Raw genomic sequence first — 15,972 nt, 5'->3', positions numbered from 1 at the left:
CTCAGAAGCGGGCATCGGCGAAATGGGCAACCTGAGCCCCGGCTTCGTACCATAGTTCCTTGAGCGCACGGAAGCTCGGCTCGGTGGGTGACGTCAGCGGCAGCGGCAGATCGGCCTCGGCAAGCCGACCGAGAATATGCTCGGCCAATGTGCGGCCGAAGACCGTGCCCGGGGCTATGCCGCGGCCATTATAGCCCGAAAAGCCGATGACATTGGGGGCGAATTTGTGGAAGCGCGGCAGCGCATTGTCGGTCATGCCGATCTGGCCATACCATTCGCATTCGAATTCGATATCGCCGATAACGGGGAAGAGCCGCTTCAAGGCGCGCTTGGCCCAGCCCTTGTGCACCGCAAGCCCGGTATTGCGTAGCGCGCCGACGCTGCCGAAGACGAGGCGCCCAGCCCGATCCATGCGGAAGGAGGAAAGAATATCCTTGGTGTCCCATGCGCCTTCCCGCCCCGGCAGGATCGACTGACGAAGATTGTGGCCGAGCGGTGCGGTGGCGAAATTGAAATAGGGCAGGTAGACCTGCTCGTTGCGCACCTGCTCGAAGGGGCCGGTGCTGTAGGCATCGGTGGCAACGATGATCCAGTCTGCGCTGGCCTCGCCGTTTTTCGTCTTCACCGCCCAGCGGCTGCCTTGGCGCTCCGTTGCGGTCACGGGGCTCGATGTATGAATGGCGACGCCTGCCTTGACCGCGGCATGGGCGAGGCCGCGTGCATAGGCAAGCGGCTGCAGCGTTCCGGCCCGCAGATCGAGCAGCGAACCGGCATAAGCCTCGCTGCCGATGCGCTTGGCCGTCTCAGCCGCATCCAGCAGTGCGACGGGCGCGCCGCGGGCCGACCATTGCGCCGCGCGCTCCTCGATCTCCTTCAGCCCCTCGGCGCCGACGGCGCAGTGCAGCGTGCCGTTGCGCTCGAGTTCGCAGGCGATCCCATGTTTGTCGATCAGTTCCATGACGAGCTTCGGCGCATTTCCGAGTAAATCGAGCAGCCGTTCGCCATGGACTGGGCCGAGCACACCGGGGAGGTCGTTGGGCATCACCCACATGCCGGCATTGATCAGACCGACATTGCGCCCCGCACCGCCGAAGCCGATCTCCTTCGCCTCCAGCAGCACCACCTTCGAACCGGCCTCGGCGAGATGCAGGCCAGCGGAGAGACCGGTATAGCCGCCACCGACGATGACGACGTCGGCCGATACCGCGCCTTGGAGAGGCGAGGTCGCCGGCGGTTCGCCTGCGGTCTTTTCCCAGAGGCCGTGGGAGCGCGGATCATTCAGCATGGCACAGTCCGATCGGATGAAACCGGTGTACTCTAGCGCATAAGAACAGGGGTTGAAGCGGTGATTTCACGCAACGGTCCTCAGCTGCAGATCCGCGAGCCCGAGCGCCTTCATCGCGGCATCCAGCGATGCGGCCTGCCGTTCCGCGTAAAGCGCCAGCTCGTCCTGAACGGTCGCTCCGAGTGCGGTCTCGAAGGCGTCGCGGTTCGATCGCATCGCATAATTCTGCTGCTGATCGGTGCCGAGATTCGACTGGAAGATCCCGGCCGCGCTGACGGGCAGGAAGTCTTCATAGACGATCGGCGCGAAAGCGAGATAGCCCTTGGCGAGGAGCGCTTCGGGATCGCGCGGCAAGGTCCCGGCGATCGCGGCGGCAATGCCCGCGGGCGTGGCGGAATAACGAAAGAAGGCGAGATCCTGGCTGCGCAGCTCATCCCAGCTGTCCGGCAGCACCTTGAAGCGCTCAGCCAGTTCCTGGTCATAGGCGCCGGCTTTGGCGCCGCCGGCGCCGACCTGCACTTCGCCGCGAACCGAGGCAAGCAGTCGGTCGTAGAGCGCCCGGCCCTTGGCCGTCAAAGCCACGCCGCGCTGTTCGATCTCGCCGAAGCGCGCGGTATGCGTGCCCTGGACCGCACCCTCGTCACCCGAGAAGACGATCGCCTCCTCCAGCGCCTTAAAGCTCGTCTGCCGCAGCAGGATATCGCACTGCCGGCGCGGCGGCCCTTCGATGACTGCCTTCGGAGTGATGCCGCGTTCCGGCATGCGGGCCTGCACCGCATCGATATCGAGCGTGCGCGGCGTCAAGTGGTTGATGTGCGGCCCCTTGAAGCTGACGACATCGGCGATCAGCCGATGCGCGTCGTGCAGGCGCTTGTAGGTTTCGGCACTGACGGTGGCTTCGCCGTGCCAACGGAAGGTTTCAAGCGCCTCGGCGACGAATTCAGTCGCTTCCGCCTCGGTCAGGCCGCCATTCTGCTCGTGACGCTCGATCAGCGCGATGGCGCGCGGCGTATAGATGCGCCGCTTGGCCAGAATGGCCTCAGCTTCCCGCCGCAGGCCTTCATCCTCGATCAGTTCCAGGCGCAGCAGCGAGGTGAAGACGCGGAACGGATTGAAGTTGAGCGCCGCCTCGTCGATCGGGCGGAAGCAGGTGGAATGAACCGGCACGCCGGCGACCGAAAGATCGTAATAGCCGACCGCCTGCATGCCCATGACGCCAAACAGCCGGCGGATGGTGAAAAGCTCTTCCGCCGTACCGAGGCGGATGGCGCCGTGACGCTCTACATCGATGCGATCCAGCTCGCCTGCGCGGGCCAGGCGTTCGCGCAGATCCGGATTGCTTTCGAGGCAACCGGCATTCACATCCGCCACGAGCTCGATCAGCGTGCCATATTGCGGCACCTCCGTCCGGTACATCTGCGACATCGCGTCGGTGAAGAGCGAGCGGATACGATCTGTTGAAATGAAGGCTTGTGGCATCTAAGGCTCCGGCTCATTCCGATTTTGCAGGATGAAACTCTTTACAAGCACCGCAAAGGCGGAAATATCGACATTTCGGAAATAGCTCATTCTGAAACGGAATGATCATGCTCACTTCAAGGCGTTTTCTGCCGTCGATTTCACATCTCGCCGCCTTCGAGGCGGTCGCCCGCACAGGCAGCGTGACGGCGGCGGCGCGCGAACTCGACCTGACGCAGAGCGCCGTCAGCCGTCAGGTCAGCGCGTTGGAGGAGCAGCTTGGAGTCGAGCTCTTCTTGCGTGAACGCCAGACCATGCGGCTGACGCTGGCCGGCGACAGTTATGCCCGCGAGATTCGCGAGGCGCTGCGCCGGATCTCGAGCGCCTCGTTGAACCTGCGCGCCAACCCGCACGGCGGCACGCTCACTCTCGCCATCCTGCCGACCTTCGGCACGCGCTGGCTGGCGCCACGCTTGGGGCGCTTTCTCAGCGCCAATCCCGGCGTAACGATCAATCTCGCGACCCGTCTTTCACCCTTTGACTTCCGGCTCGATTCGATTGACGCCGCGATCCATTTCGGCCACCCGCACTGGCCTGGCGCGGAACTCACCTTGCTGATGTCGGAGCGTACGGTGCCGGCCTGCAGCCCTGATTTTCTGAAACAGCACAGGATTTCGCAGCCAGAGGACCTGCTTGCCGTTCCACTCCTGCATCTGACCACGCGCCCCGATGCCTGGGAGCAATGGTTCGCCGGCAACGGCGTTTCCTTCGAAAGCGTGCACGGTATGCTCTTTGATCAGTTCGCCACCGCAGCGCAAGCGGCGATCGCCGGCCTCGGTGTCGCCCTGTTGCCGACATTCCTGATGCAGGAAGAACTCAAGCGCGGCGATCTCGTCGCCGCCGTCGACCGGGAGATGGAGAGCCGCGAGCGCTATTATCTCGCCTGTCCCAGCGAGCGCGCCGATTATGCGCCGCTTGCCGCCTTTCGCGACTGGATCGTCGCCGAAGCGGCGGCCGGAGGGACCGTGTGAGGAACGGCTTGCATCGGCATGGCGCTTTCGACCATTATGCGCGCCAAACAACTTTGCAGGAAATCTCCATGAAACCGATCTTCGTCCAGCTCCAATGCGCCCCCGGCAAGACCTATGAGGTCGCCGACGCCATCTACCAGACCGAGCTGGTCTCGGAGCTCTATTCAACGAGCGGCGATTACGACCTGCTGTTGAAGGTCTATATCGAGGAAGGCCAGGACATCGGCAAGTTCATCAACGACAATATCGCCAATATTCCTGGCATCGTCCGGTCGCTGACGACCCTCACCTTCAAAGCCTTCTGAACACCGTCAGACACGATTAACCCTGTTGCGAAGAATCGCCTCCGCAGGACGTCGCTGAAACCACGCCTTAACGCCTGAGATATCTGGTCGTTGCTATAAATCCGCGTCAACACGCGTTTGGCATACGCAGCGATAGGTAGAAAATGGCGATCGTCGAGGCAGACAGGGTGCGCGAGAATCCGCAGCCGCAAACGGCTCCGCTGATCGTCCATGTCGTGCGCCAGTTCCTGCCCAATCGCGGCGGCCTGGAAGACGTCGTCGCCAATCTCAGCCGCCAGACCCTTCGGCGTGGCTATCGTGTCCGTGTCGTTACGCTGAACTCCCTGTTTACCGCGCCAGAGGACAGGCTGCCGTCGCGCGAAAATATCGACGGCATCGAGGTGGTGCGCATTCCGTGGTCCGGCAGCAGCCGTTATCCGCTGGCGCCGCAGGTTTTTCGCCATCTCGGCGACGCCGATCTCGTGCATGTCCATGCCATCGACTTCTTCTTCGATGCGCTCGCCTGGGGCCGGATGCTGCACGGCAAACCGATGATCGTCACCACCCATGGCGGTTTCTTCCACACCCGGAAATATGCGGCGATCAAGAAGATATGGTTCCGCACGCTGACCCGCGCCTCGGCGAGGGCCTATCGCCGTGTGGTTTGCTGCAGCGCCTCCGATCTCAAGCAGTTTTCCGAAATCGTGCCGGACAGCGTGCTGGTCGAGAACGGCGCCGATATCGGCAAGTTCGCCGACACCGCCTCGCGTCGCGCAAGACGCCGCATCGTCACCATCGGCCGATTTTCAGTGAACAAGCGGCTGGACCATCTGCTCGACGTGATAGCAGTTCTGAAGAGCCGCGATCCGGAATGGCATCTCGACATTGTCGGGGCCGAATCCGACCTGAACCGGGTGAATATCGAAGGCGAGATCGAAAGCCGGGACCTGACCGGCCGCGTCACCCTGCATGTGTCGCCAGACAATGAGACCATCCGCCGGATCATCACTGCGGCTTCGCTCTTCGCCTCCGCTTCGGAATATGAGGGTTTCGGCCTGGTCGCGCTGGAGGCGATGAGTGCCGGCCTGCTGCCGGTGCTGAACGCCAACGACGCCTTTCAGACGCTCGCCGATCGGCACCGCGTCATCAGGCTTGCCGATTTCACCAGTCCGGAGAGTGCCGCGACCGCCGTGGAATCGGCCTATGACAGCCTTGCGGGCCGACCGGATGTCCTTCGCTCTGAGCTTCTCGACGCCGTGCGCGGCTATTCCTGGGATATCGTCGCCGGGCGTTACATCGATCTCTACAGATCGCTTGATATCGCCGCCGCGGAAAGCCGCTGACCAACCCCGACAGAAGATCCGCTTACGCCCGCGCGAGACGAATGATCTCGTCGAGGACGAATTTGCGCGATTGCGGCGGCGTCAGATTGTGGTCGGCATCCGGCAGCATCAGCAGCCGCACGTTCGGATAGCGGGAAAGCCTGGCGCCGCGCGGGCCGAAATGGAAATAGACATGGTCGAGGCCGACGTCGCCTTCGCTGTAGATCAGTGTCAGCGGCACCTTTCGCTTGCCGAACAGCGCGAAGGACTGCCGGACCTCACGGGCAATATGGCGCCGGTCGGGAAGCAGTTCGAGCAATGGCGCGACGAAGGGCGACAGCCGCCGGCCACCGGCGATGACGATATTGCGCAGCGCAGACACCACGTCGACTTGACCGCGCAGCAGCCGCTTCAACGTGTCGAGCCGCGCCAGGCGCTGGCCGTAATCGTCGAGGCTGCGGGGAACGGAGACGACATGCTCGCGGCGCACCGGCACCTTCGGATCCCAGTAATAGACGAAGGGATTGATCGAGACGACCGCCTTCAGCCGCTCGTCGGCGACGCCGGCGCGGAAAGCTACATAGCCGCCGCTGCAGCGGCCGGCGACCATGATAGGGCCAGCAACGACATTTTCGAGCAGATCGAGCGCGGCGATCGCATCGGCGGTCTGCGTCATCGAATACAGCACCTGCTCCGGCGCATCCGGCCGCGGCGGGCTGTCGCCGACATTGGCGGAATCAAAGCGCAGCGAAACGACGCCATGGCGCGCGAGTTCGCGTGCCATGTCCACCGTCGTCCGTCCCCAGCCGGCATGCCGGTCATAGGCGGTCGACAGGAAGAGCACGGCATTGCCCCTGATCTCGCCAAGCGGTCGGCTGACGACACCGACTAGATGATCGTGACTTCCGAAACGCACCGGCGTTTCCAGGAAACCGTCGCCGGCAAGCGGGATGGTTTCGATCGCGGCCGGCGAATGAGCGGCCGATGTCTCCGCGGTCGCCGTCTTCAGCCAGGCCGTCAGAAACTCGACGACGGCCATGGGTGTCTTGGCGAAGAGCGGATTGGTGACGAGTTCGTCATAGCCGTCGAACACTTTCTGCTCGACATTGGCGCCAAGCGCCTGCAGCGCATGGGCAAAGCCAGTATCTTCGGCCCTAACAGGGCGTTCGAGGATCAGATAGCGGGACGCCGCCAGCCCCTGCGGCGCGACGATGTTGAGCTTGCCGAGTTCGGCGGCGATCTCTTCCGGCATGACGAGCCCGGCGATCTGCACCTTTGCAGCCTGCACATGCTCATGGCCGAGGCCGAGATCGGCGTCGATGATCTTCGACCACATGTTGAGCTCACGCAGATAGGCGCGGCCGCTCAGCACCGGCGCCAGCATGACGAGGCTATCGACGCCCTCGATCGAGGAGCCGATCCGCTGGGCAAGGGTCGCGCCGAGACCTTGGCCGATCAGGATGATGCGTTCGCAGCCGGTAAGCGATTTCAGCTTGGCGGCCGCCGCGCGGATGGAGTTTTCCCAGGTTTCCAGCCTTGCCGGCAGCGCACCAAAATCGAGCGCATCGCCGGTGCCGCGATAATCGAAACGCAGACTGGGCACGCCTATATCGGAGAAATGTTCAGCCGCGACCCGGAAGAACTTGCGGCTGCACATCTCCTCGAAGCCCCATGGACTGACGAAAAGGACCGCGGCCGAGCGCTTGGCAGATTCAGGATTCTCAGGCATGAACAGCCCGATCGTCCCATCGAAGACAACGGGCAGGGCGGCGCTGCGTCCGGCACCCTCAGCCGGTTCGGGCGAAAATTCGCCGGGCGCCACCTTGGCCCGGTCTGGATCGCCGGGGCGCCTCGGTGCAATGAAGTCGATTACGCGGCTGACCGGCCGCCGCAGTGCCGACGGCATTCTTTCGACAATGGAACGCATCACCTCGACATCCTCGACGGGCACGGCGCGCAGCACTCGGAGTGCGGCGAAATGCGCAATCGTGCCGGCGATTATCGCGAAGATAAGACCGATCGGGCCATGGATGAATTCCAGCACTGAAATCGCCGCGCAGGCGCACAAGACGGAGGCGAGCGTCACCTTCGTCAGGCTTGCGTAGAGACCCGAAAGCTGGGACCCGAATCCTGTCTGTCTGATCATCATCACCGACATCGCAACGAACACGAGAATGCGTACGATTGCGGCCCCCTCGGCGGCAAGCCTAGGTATGATCAGTAAACAACCCGCTACCATGAGGATGCCACCTATCACACTGATGTTGAGGCGGGAGCGGGCCTTGTCCATCGACAGCAGATAGAGGCTGAGGATCTGCATGAATGTGTAGGCGGGAGCGACGAGCGCGAGCAGCGCGACCACCGTGCCGCTGCGGCGGAAGGCTTCCCCGAACACGACGAGCACCAGTTCGCTGGAGATGGCAGCCAGCCCGAGGCTCATCGGCAGCACGATATAGGCCATGCTGCGGGTGACGGCGGCGAAGACCTCGACCGGCAAGGTCGAATCGTCGCTGCTGTGCCGCCGTTCGGAATAATAGGGCAGCAGGCTGCCGGTCATCTGGATCGGCAGTTGCAGCGCGATATTGGCAATCGACAGGCCGACCGCATAATAGCCGACCATTTCCACCGACCAGAACTGCTGCAGGAAGAGCAGTTCGAGACGGTTGAGGAAGATAGAATCGATGATGAACTGGATCGACAGGATGATGGAGGAGGAGGCGAGGTACTTGAGTGAAACCCCGCACCAGTCGCGCCGCGCCAGAAGGATCGGCAGTGTGGCGAAAAACAGCACGAGCTGGCCGAGCGCATAACCGACGAGAACGCCCTCGACGCCATAGAGTACGGCGCCGGTGGCGACCCCAGCGAGCTGGATTATCGAGACGGCGACGGTCAGCTTGAAGAAGCTGCCGAGCTTCTTTTCGCCGATCAGGTAGAATTTGACGAAAGATCCGATCGCCTGGATGAAAAACAGCGCGCCGGTGACGAGCGCAACGGAGGGCGCGGTTTCTGCCCAGTGCATCTCCTCCGAAGTCAGGAAGAACAGGGCGTAGAGCGCCAGCAGCAGCACTGTCGAAAACATCATGAAGCTGACGAGGATGGCGGCAAAGCCTCGCCGGCGGCGCGCGTCATAGCCCTCCGCCGTAAGCTGCGGCAGGGTCTTCAGCAGCGTGATGCTGGAGCCGAGTTCGGCAATCGAGGCGCCCGTCATCACCAGCCACAGCGAGAAGGCGACGATGCCGTTGGCCTCCGGCCCAAGCAGGCGCGCGGTGATGATCGAAGAGACGAAGCCCGTCAGCAGCAGCAGCATGCCTGCCGCCGCATTCATCACCGAATTTGCGATAATACCCTTCGACATCTGTCCATCCGCGGGGATCAGCCTAAAGCGCGTCGCGATCTTTCAGATTCGCTCCTCGCGCTTTAGGTTTTTGTTTTACGCATGTCGTTATCGCAAAACCGCTGCACACTTTTGCGCAACATGCTTTGCGGCCGCATGCCCGTCATCACTAATGCGAAAATGTTAAAATAAAGCGGAGTGGTGACCTCACCTTAGCTCGCCTGCATCGCCGCCAGCTTCTGGAGCGCCTTCTCATAACTGTTCTCTGCGAGGTAGCGCAGCAGGAACTCGCGCGCCTTGCCGGCCTTCTCTCGTGCGCGCTCGGGCGCACGGAAGATATCGCCGAGATGCGCAGCCGCGATTTCGGGAGAAGGATCCGCCCAAACCGCGCCCGGCAGACCCGCAAATTCAGGATGGGAATCGACGACAGGGATGAGGGGAGAGGCGACCAGCCAGCTGTTCTCGGGGTCGCAGAAATCTTCCGTGCCCGACCAAGCGGTTGATATGACAGGGGTACGATGCATGATCGCCTCGGCAACCGTCAGCCCGAAACCTTCCGAGCGATGCAGCGAGAGATAGGCATTGGAAGAGCGGATGAGGCCATTGATCTCGGCGTTCGAGAGCTTGTCGGTGATGATCCGGATACGGCTATCGCCAGCGACCGAAGCAATCAGTTCGCGTAATCCCTGATCCTTGCCGATATCACCGCTCGCCTTCATCAGCAGAAAGGCGCTCTGGCATTCGGCGCTGAACAGTCTGAAGGCTTCGATGACGGCTTGCGGGTTCTTCCGGTTGATCGAGGAGCCGGCGCTGAAGATGAAGCTGACGAGAAAGGCATCTTTCTCGATGCCGAACTTCTCCCGTATGCCCTCTGCGGCCGGCTTCTCGGTGACGGGATGCGGAACCACGATGACGGGCGCCGCCGTCAGCGGTGCAATCGTCCGTCTGGTGAATTCTGAGGGTACGAAGACGGCATTCATGTAGCGCAACCCGTTGCGCCACTCCGCCGGCGCGACTTCAAGCTCCCAGGCGAAATAGCCGATGTTGAAGGCGCGGGTGAAATTGGCGACACCCATCTTCAGGATGGCGCGCGGCAGCATCGGCGGGTTGAGATGCCAGATACGGCTTCCCGGCGGTTCGGCCGGAAGGTCCGACGACACCCAGCCGTCAAAGGATTTTTCATCCGGATGCGTGCTGACGTCTGAGAGCGAAATCGCCCGTCCCGCTTGGGAAAGCGCCCCGGCACAAAGCCTTGCCGATTCACCGACACCAACGGGCATCGAGAAATAGCCGATGATTTCGACCGGCTTGCGCGGATTGAAGGCGAGACGCGACCGCGGGATCAGCCGCTGCAGGAGATGGGCGCGTAGATAGCGGTATATCGTTCTCAAATCACGATCTTTCCGGTGAGCTTGCATTGTTCCCTGTGAGCCTCAGCCCGCGAACCCGACGCGACGCGAACTGCCTAGACTTCTGATTTCACCCGTTGGCGGGACATCGCCGTCAGTGCCGGAGAGCGCGGAGAGCTTCACGCGCCGTACTCGGCCGGGAGCAAGGTGGAACCAGTCGTCGTCGGCCCTGTAGCCTTCGGCGTCGATATGCACGGATTGCGCCAGCCGGTCGGTCCAGAGATCGATGACCCAGCTGTCGCCGTCTCTGCCGAGTGACGCCTCGATGCTGGCGTCGTGCAGGGCCTTTCCGCGTCCGCAGGGGAAATGGAAGCTTTCCGCGAGAACGACGCCATCGGCGAGGGAGCGCAGGCGCGCCACACTGGCATCATGGGCCGGCGGGCCGAAACGGAAGGCATAGGTCGTATCGAAGAAGGCGCCGAACAGCGCGGTGGTGGCAAAGCGTTCGGCGCTTCTTGCAGCCAGCTTGAAAGCCATGTTGCCGCTGACGACCTGCTGTTTTCCATCACTGAGGCAGATGACCTCGAGTTCCAGGTCGAGGTCGGTGTCCGTCTCGTTGACGACATGCACGTCGAGACCGTTGGTTCCCTCATCGGTGAAGATCGCCTGAATCGGCCGGAAGGCTCGGCGCATCGCATACCAGACAGGTTTCGGTTCGCCGGTGGAATCGATCACGCCCCAGCCGGGGCCGGGCAGCAGATCCTGAAGCGTCCAGACGAGTGCTCCGTTGCAGCCGGAGCCCTTGCGCCGCCACTCGGCGAAGGTCTCTTCGATCACCTCGCCGGTCACGGCGCGGGAAAGATCGAGGTAGCGCTCCTGATCTTCGCGGCGCAGCCGGGCCGGGTCGAAATCGTAAAGAAGCTTCAAATAATAGTCGCGAACATCCTCGAAATCCCAGGATGCGCTGCGATCGCGGGGCACGCGCGCCTTCCACAGCGGGCTGTGGAAGGCGGGCACATCGAGATGGCGCTGCAGCGTCCTTTGCTGCGGCACATGCGCAAAGGCGAGGCTTTCTGAGGCAAAGCGCACATTGGCGCGGCGGGCATCGGCAATCGGCCGCATATAGGCGCCGACCCCGTAATAATGCGCAATGCCGGAATTGGGCGAAAACGGCATCGCTCCGCCATAGGGCGAATTCGGCACATAGGGCACGTCGGGACGCATGCGCGCGGCGATGGCCGGGATGATTTCGTCGGTCACCGGTCCGCTCCAAAATTCCATGGGCAGGCCGAGCATCGCCGCCTGCTGATGAATCTCGCTGCCGCCGCAGAGAACCGCGAGCGAAGGCGACGCCTGGACGCCGTGCAGGAATTCCTCAACCTCGGCATGCACATGGCCGAGGAAAGCCTTGTCGTTGCGCGGATAGTCGAAATTGGCGAACATGAAATCCTGCCACACGAGCAGGCCGAGCTCGTCGCAGAGCGCAAAGAAATCGGGCGTCTCATAGGCCATGGTCCCGCCGATGCGGATCATGTTCATGCCGGCTTGGCAGGCAAGCCGCAAGAACGGCTCATAATCCGCGCGCCCGCCCGGCAGCTGCGCAATATCGGCGGTCGTCCAGACCGCGCCGCGGCAGAAGACACGCTCGCCGTTGACAAGGAGCGCGAAGTCTTCGCCATCCGCACCGCGGCCGACGTCGATGCGCCGGAAGCCGGTGCTGCCGAGCGAATATTCCTCGCCGGCGGAAACCAGCGTCAGATCGTAGAGACGTGGCGTGCCGTGCGTATGCGGCCACCAGGGCTCGATGTCGGACAGCTTGAGGATAGCCGAATAATGATTTTCGCCGATCTTCTCGAAAGGCTGTTCCATGCCGCCGCAGCGCAGCAGCATTGCCGGGTCTTCTGCATTGTTATGCAAGGAAACGCTCAGCCGGCCGGCGCCGCTTTCCTCCAGTACCGCGCGGATGCAGACATTGTCGATCGATTTGGGATCGCGTTGCACCAGTGAAATCGGCCGCCATGGCCCGACGGCGTGGATATCGGGGCACCAGCCTGGCATATGGCCGAGCAGCGTCGTGCGGAAATTCTTCAGGCCCGCCGGCGTGATCATCTGCGGCCGCCAGCGCGCCCGCGGACCGGGTTCGGACAAGCGGGGGGCGAGCGCCCGGAAGCAGAGCGCCAGCTCGTCGCCACCCGAAAGCGTCACCGGGAGCTCATGCGCCGTGAACATGCTTTCGGAAAAGAGGATTTCCTGACCGTTGAGGAAGACATTGCAGATCGTGGCCAGCCCGCCGAAACGCAGGATGGCTTCGCCGGGCTCCGCATCAAAAAGCCGGCAGAGATACCAGGCGTCTTTCGTATTCAACGGTTCGGGATTTTCGCGATCGAAGAGCCCGGCTTTTTCAAGCGCCGCCGCAACCGTGCCGGGAACGGGCGCAGGGATGAACTGCGCGGAAAGAGGAATATCGTGTGGTACGGCGCAGGCACCCGGCTCCGTCAGGATCAGATTCCAGCCTTCGGAAAGCACGCTTTCCCGGGCTCCGATGCTTGCCAAACGCCCCCGCATTGTCTGATCTCCAGCCTCAGATTCGCTCCGCAAGCGATGCCATCATGGAATCCCATGCATCGGCGGCCGGATCAAGTGCCGCCTGCAGCGGCTCGAACCTCCTGCGGGCAACGGCGCGGGCAAGCTGGAACTGCACGGACTTCGCCGCGTCTGAAATGCGTCGCGCATCCTCGGCGGGGGCCGTAAATTCGGGAGAGAGCCAGAGCAGATGATCGGCCGCCAGCTCGAAATTGGCGCCGACCTGTCGAAGCGTGTTGAAGGCGTATTTGTGGAAGAAGCCAAACGGCCGCTCCGCCACCGCTTCCACCTGCTGGGGGAAGACGCGCGCGAAGGCGCGGATAGGGTTTTCGCGGGGACGCCTGGCGAAGTGAAAACCCGCAAGCCGCCGTGCGGTCGCGCGCAGATGCGCTTCGTCGGCGGGCTTTTCCGGAAACCGGGCAAATTCCGTATAGGGCAAGAAGGGCGGGTCGTTCTCCGTCAGCTGCTGCTGGAACAGCCCATCGAAATCCTCGCCTTCGAGGCGGAAATAGCCGGCATTGTGAAAATACTCGACGCGCTTTGCCGCAACATCAAGCCGGTTGACCGCAACCGTCGTCTTGCCATGCTCCTGCCGATAGGCGGTGCCGCGCGTATCCGGCATGTAGAAGGAATCCATCTCGATCAGGCAGAGACGACCGCGCGCGATCTGCACTTCGACATGCCGTTCGACACGGTCGTAGATGGCAAGCTCGGTCGCGCGGATGCCGTAAAGCGCTTCGAGATCTTCGAGCGGCACCTTGAAGAAGGTGAACTGATCGCCTTCGAAATCCTGCGACAGGGTGAAACCCAGCATCGCCTCGGGCGCGACGCCCGCCGTCGCCAGCACCTCGATCCAGAGATCGACATAGCAGTTGGTTTCCGGCCATGCGCGCTCGCCGGAATGCAGCGCATGCTGCTGGTAGGTTTCCGGACTGATCGCCGGGAAGACCGATGTCATCGCCGTCATCAGCCCCACAGCGTTTTCCGTACGCTGGCCGGCCACTGCTTCACGTCGAGCCCGTGGTGGTGGAAAAGGGCGAGCGCGATACGCTCCAGGCCGAAGCCGACGCAAGCGGTGTGCGCAACGCTGCCGTCTTCCAGATTGAGGCCCCACTTCAGGCCGAAGGAGTCCTGATGGTAATTGAAGCTCATGCAGGCCGTCGGCTTCGCCCTAGAGGTAATCGGGATCAGCAGCTCGAACTTCAGGTTCTGGTCGCGCTGGTTGTTGACCATCATCTTGCCGGCGCGGCCGAAGAAGGGGTCGTTGGCAACATCGATGGTCACATCGAGGCCAAGCTGCTTCATCATTTCGACGCCGCGGTCTATCCATTTCTGACGGAAATCGGTGACGTGCTGCTCCGTTCCCATGCAGACATATTCGCGCATGCGGAAGAGCTGCTGGCGGGCCGGATCTTTCGATGGTTCATGGCGGAAGCAGTAGGACTGCAAATCGAACAGGCCGCCCGTCTTCGGCAGGTTGCCGCGCTTGGCGACCGTCGGATACAGCGGGTAGCAGGCAGCCGGTGTCAGCACGATATCGGTCGCTTGCTGGTCCTTGGTCCAGTCCTCGCCGGCCTCCATGCATTCAAGCAGGCTCATATGGTCGAGCTCGCTGCCGCAGAAACTGTGCACCGTGCCGGCAAGCTGCGGGAAGCTTTTCATATAACCGCTCTTTTCGAAGAGCGCGCGGTTCATGCCGGGCGGGAAACGCATCGCCTCGGCGCCGTCGGCGCCGCCGAACGTATCGATCAGCCGTTCGAAGGCGGTTATGACATCTTCGAACTGGCCGCTGCGGCCATAGAGACCGTCAACGCCGGTATCGATCAGCAGGCCGGACTCGAAGAGCCGGTCCAGAAACGAGGTCTGCATATCCATGGCTTTACCCCAGTAGGCTAGTGTCCTGCTTGTGGACGAGAAGCATGCTCGATGTGTTGGCGAGGATGCGGTCGTTCGAAATCATGAGCTGTGCGGAATGGGCGTCGCGCAGATGGCGTCCGAGGCTGAAGGGCGTGCCGTTCTTGTAGCCCATGATGCCGCAGATCAGCATGGCGTGATTGACGATCTCCAGGATCGTCTCGGAAGAGGCAATCTTGACATTGTTCATCGCCACCGCAAAACCCATCGACGACAGCCTGTCCGGGTCTGATTTGGCATCGTCATAAGCCTTCAACCCGGCAACGACATTGGATTTCACCATTTGCAGCAGGTTCGAGACTTCGGCGAGGCGCAGCGCGCCCGGCGGCTGCGCGTCCGGCGCCTTGCGGGCAGCGGCGCGCACAAAGGCCTGGGCGCGGGCAACAGCATCGACCGCGATGCCATACCAGACGCCGCTCCAGAGCAGGTGCGAGGAAGCGAGCATGGATTGCGCCGCAATCTCGGCGAATGGCTTCGGCAGGATCTGCCGCGCTGGCGCTTGGCCTTTGAAGAGGAAGCCGTCGGAGCAGGTGCCACGCATGCCGAGCGTATTCCAGACATGCGTTTTCTCGAGCGTGTACTGGTCCTTGAGGAAGGCCGTCAGCACCTGATCGGAGGAGGCCGCCTGCGGATGGGCACGCGAAGTGATAAGGATGGCGTCGGCATGCGAGCCGTAGGAAATGACGGTCGCATCCTTTTCGAGGCGGCAGGTATCACCGTCGATCTCGATCGCGCAAATGCTGTTGCGCAGGTTTCCGCCGATGCCGCCTTCGGTGGTGGCCGACGCGATCAGCAGCTGGTCGGCGGCGATGCCGCGCATTAAACTGCGGTGCCATTCGCTCTCGGCGCCGTGTTCGACGAGGCTGGACAGCTTGATATGATGCATGGCGAAGACCATGGCGCTTGCGGCACAGGCCTGGCCGAGCATCGAGCATAATTCGGCGATTTCGGTGGTCGAGGCCGATTCACCGCCGAGCTGGCGCGGCACCTGAATGCCGAGCAGCCTCTCTGCCTTCATCGCATCCACGGCTTCCCGGGGAAAGCGGCCTTCGATGTCGACGGCATCCGCATGTCTCGCCGCAACTTCGGCGACACGGGCGACCCTTGCGACAAGACCGTCCTCTATGATCTTGACGGGGAAGTTCATCAGGCGACCTTCCGACCATCCTGGATGATATCGACCGTCTTGGCGATGGCCGAGATGCTCGCGAAGGATTTGCGGTTCAGCAGATTGTCGGGAAATTCGATGTCGAACGCCTCTTCAATGCCGAGCATCAGCTGCACCGAGGCAAAGGACGTCAGACCTGCCGCATAAAGATCGGCGTCGTCGGCGATCTGGTCAACCGGCGTAGGAAGTTTGCCGAATTTGGCTACGAGGTCGCGGATTGTCTTATTCATCCCATCACTCCAAG

The 15,972-nt window shown here is 62.4% G+C and carries 12 protein-coding genes; 3 read left to right on the top strand and 9 right to left on the bottom strand.

The window, feature by feature from the left end; translation table 11 throughout:
• Position 1: 1 nt before the first annotated feature.
• Both CO660_RS08045 and CO660_RS08040 read right to left on the bottom strand, forming a co-directional pair.
• Positions 2-1,285 carry an FAD-binding oxidoreductase gene (locus tag CO660_RS08045; protein WP_097598280.1) on the bottom strand — a complete coding sequence of 428 codons (1,284 nt, stop codon included), beginning with the start codon at positions 1,283-1,285 and terminating at the stop codon, positions 2-4.
• Between the two features lie 66 nt (positions 1,286-1,351).
• Positions 1,352-2,764: a VOC family protein gene (locus CO660_RS08040; RefSeq protein ID WP_097598279.1), complete on the bottom strand. Its 1,413-nt coding sequence runs from the start codon at positions 2,762-2,764 to the stop codon at positions 1,352-1,354.
• A gap of 101 nt (positions 2,765-2,865) precedes the next feature.
• Between CO660_RS08040 and CO660_RS08035 the strand changes: the two genes are divergently transcribed.
• From CO660_RS08035 to CO660_RS08025, 3 genes are all read left to right on the top strand, one after another.
• Complete coding sequence (locus CO660_RS08035) at positions 2,866-3,774, top strand: LysR family transcriptional regulator (protein WP_097598278.1); 909 nt, start codon at positions 2,866-2,868, stop codon at positions 3,772-3,774.
• 68 nt (positions 3,775-3,842) lie between these two features.
• Entirely contained in the window at positions 3,843-4,079 is a 237-nt protein-coding gene (locus tag CO660_RS08030; protein WP_003567502.1) for an Lrp/AsnC ligand binding domain-containing protein, read from the top strand.
• 143 nt (positions 4,080-4,222) lie between these two features.
• On the top strand, positions 4,223-5,401 hold the full coding sequence (locus tag CO660_RS08025) for a glycosyltransferase family 4 protein (protein ID WP_097598277.1): 1,179 nt from the start codon (positions 4,223-4,225) through the stop codon (positions 5,399-5,401).
• 22 nt (positions 5,402-5,423) lie between these two features.
• Here CO660_RS08025 and CO660_RS08020 read toward each other — a convergent pair whose 3' ends face one another.
• From CO660_RS08020 to CO660_RS07990, 7 genes are all read right to left on the bottom strand, one after another.
• Entirely contained in the window at positions 5,424-8,735 is a 3,312-nt protein-coding gene (locus CO660_RS08020; RefSeq protein WP_097598276.1) for an alpha/beta fold hydrolase, read from the bottom strand.
• Between the two features lie 191 nt (positions 8,736-8,926).
• Complete coding sequence (locus CO660_RS08015) at positions 8,927-10,105, bottom strand: glycosyltransferase family 4 protein (RefSeq protein WP_097598275.1); 1,179 nt, start codon at positions 10,103-10,105, stop codon at positions 8,927-8,929.
• A gap of 42 nt (positions 10,106-10,147) precedes the next feature.
• On the bottom strand, positions 10,148-12,628 hold the full coding sequence (locus CO660_RS08010) for a glycoside hydrolase family 2 protein (RefSeq protein WP_097598274.1): 2,481 nt from the start codon (positions 12,626-12,628) through the stop codon (positions 10,148-10,150).
• 16 nt (positions 12,629-12,644) lie between these two features.
• Positions 12,645-13,622, bottom strand: a complete 978-nt coding sequence (locus tag CO660_RS08005; RefSeq protein WP_176536249.1) for a DUF1839 family protein — start codon at positions 13,620-13,622, stop codon at positions 12,645-12,647.
• On the bottom strand, positions 13,613-14,521 hold the full coding sequence (locus tag CO660_RS08000) for an amino acid--[acyl-carrier-protein] ligase (protein ID WP_097598273.1): 909 nt from the start codon (positions 14,519-14,521) through the stop codon (positions 13,613-13,615). Before CO660_RS08000 ends, CO660_RS08005 begins: the two co-directional genes overlap by 10 nt.
• 4 nt (positions 14,522-14,525) lie before the next feature.
• On the bottom strand, positions 14,526-15,707 hold the full coding sequence (locus CO660_RS07995; RefSeq protein WP_097598272.1) for an acyl-CoA dehydrogenase family protein: 1,182 nt from the start codon (positions 15,705-15,707) through the stop codon (positions 14,526-14,528).
• Positions 15,707-15,958, bottom strand: a complete 252-nt coding sequence (locus tag CO660_RS07990; protein ID WP_085779839.1) for an acyl carrier protein — start codon at positions 15,956-15,958, stop codon at positions 15,707-15,709. The genes CO660_RS07995 and CO660_RS07990 overlap by 1 nt, the downstream gene beginning before the upstream one ends.
• Positions 15,959-15,972 lie beyond the last annotated feature (14 nt).

The sequence above is a fragment of the Rhizobium sp. L9 genome (genome assembly GCF_002531885.1).
Classification (GTDB): domain Bacteria; phylum Pseudomonadota; class Alphaproteobacteria; order Rhizobiales; family Rhizobiaceae; genus Rhizobium.
This window is presented reverse-complemented; position numbering and strand designations above follow the sequence as displayed.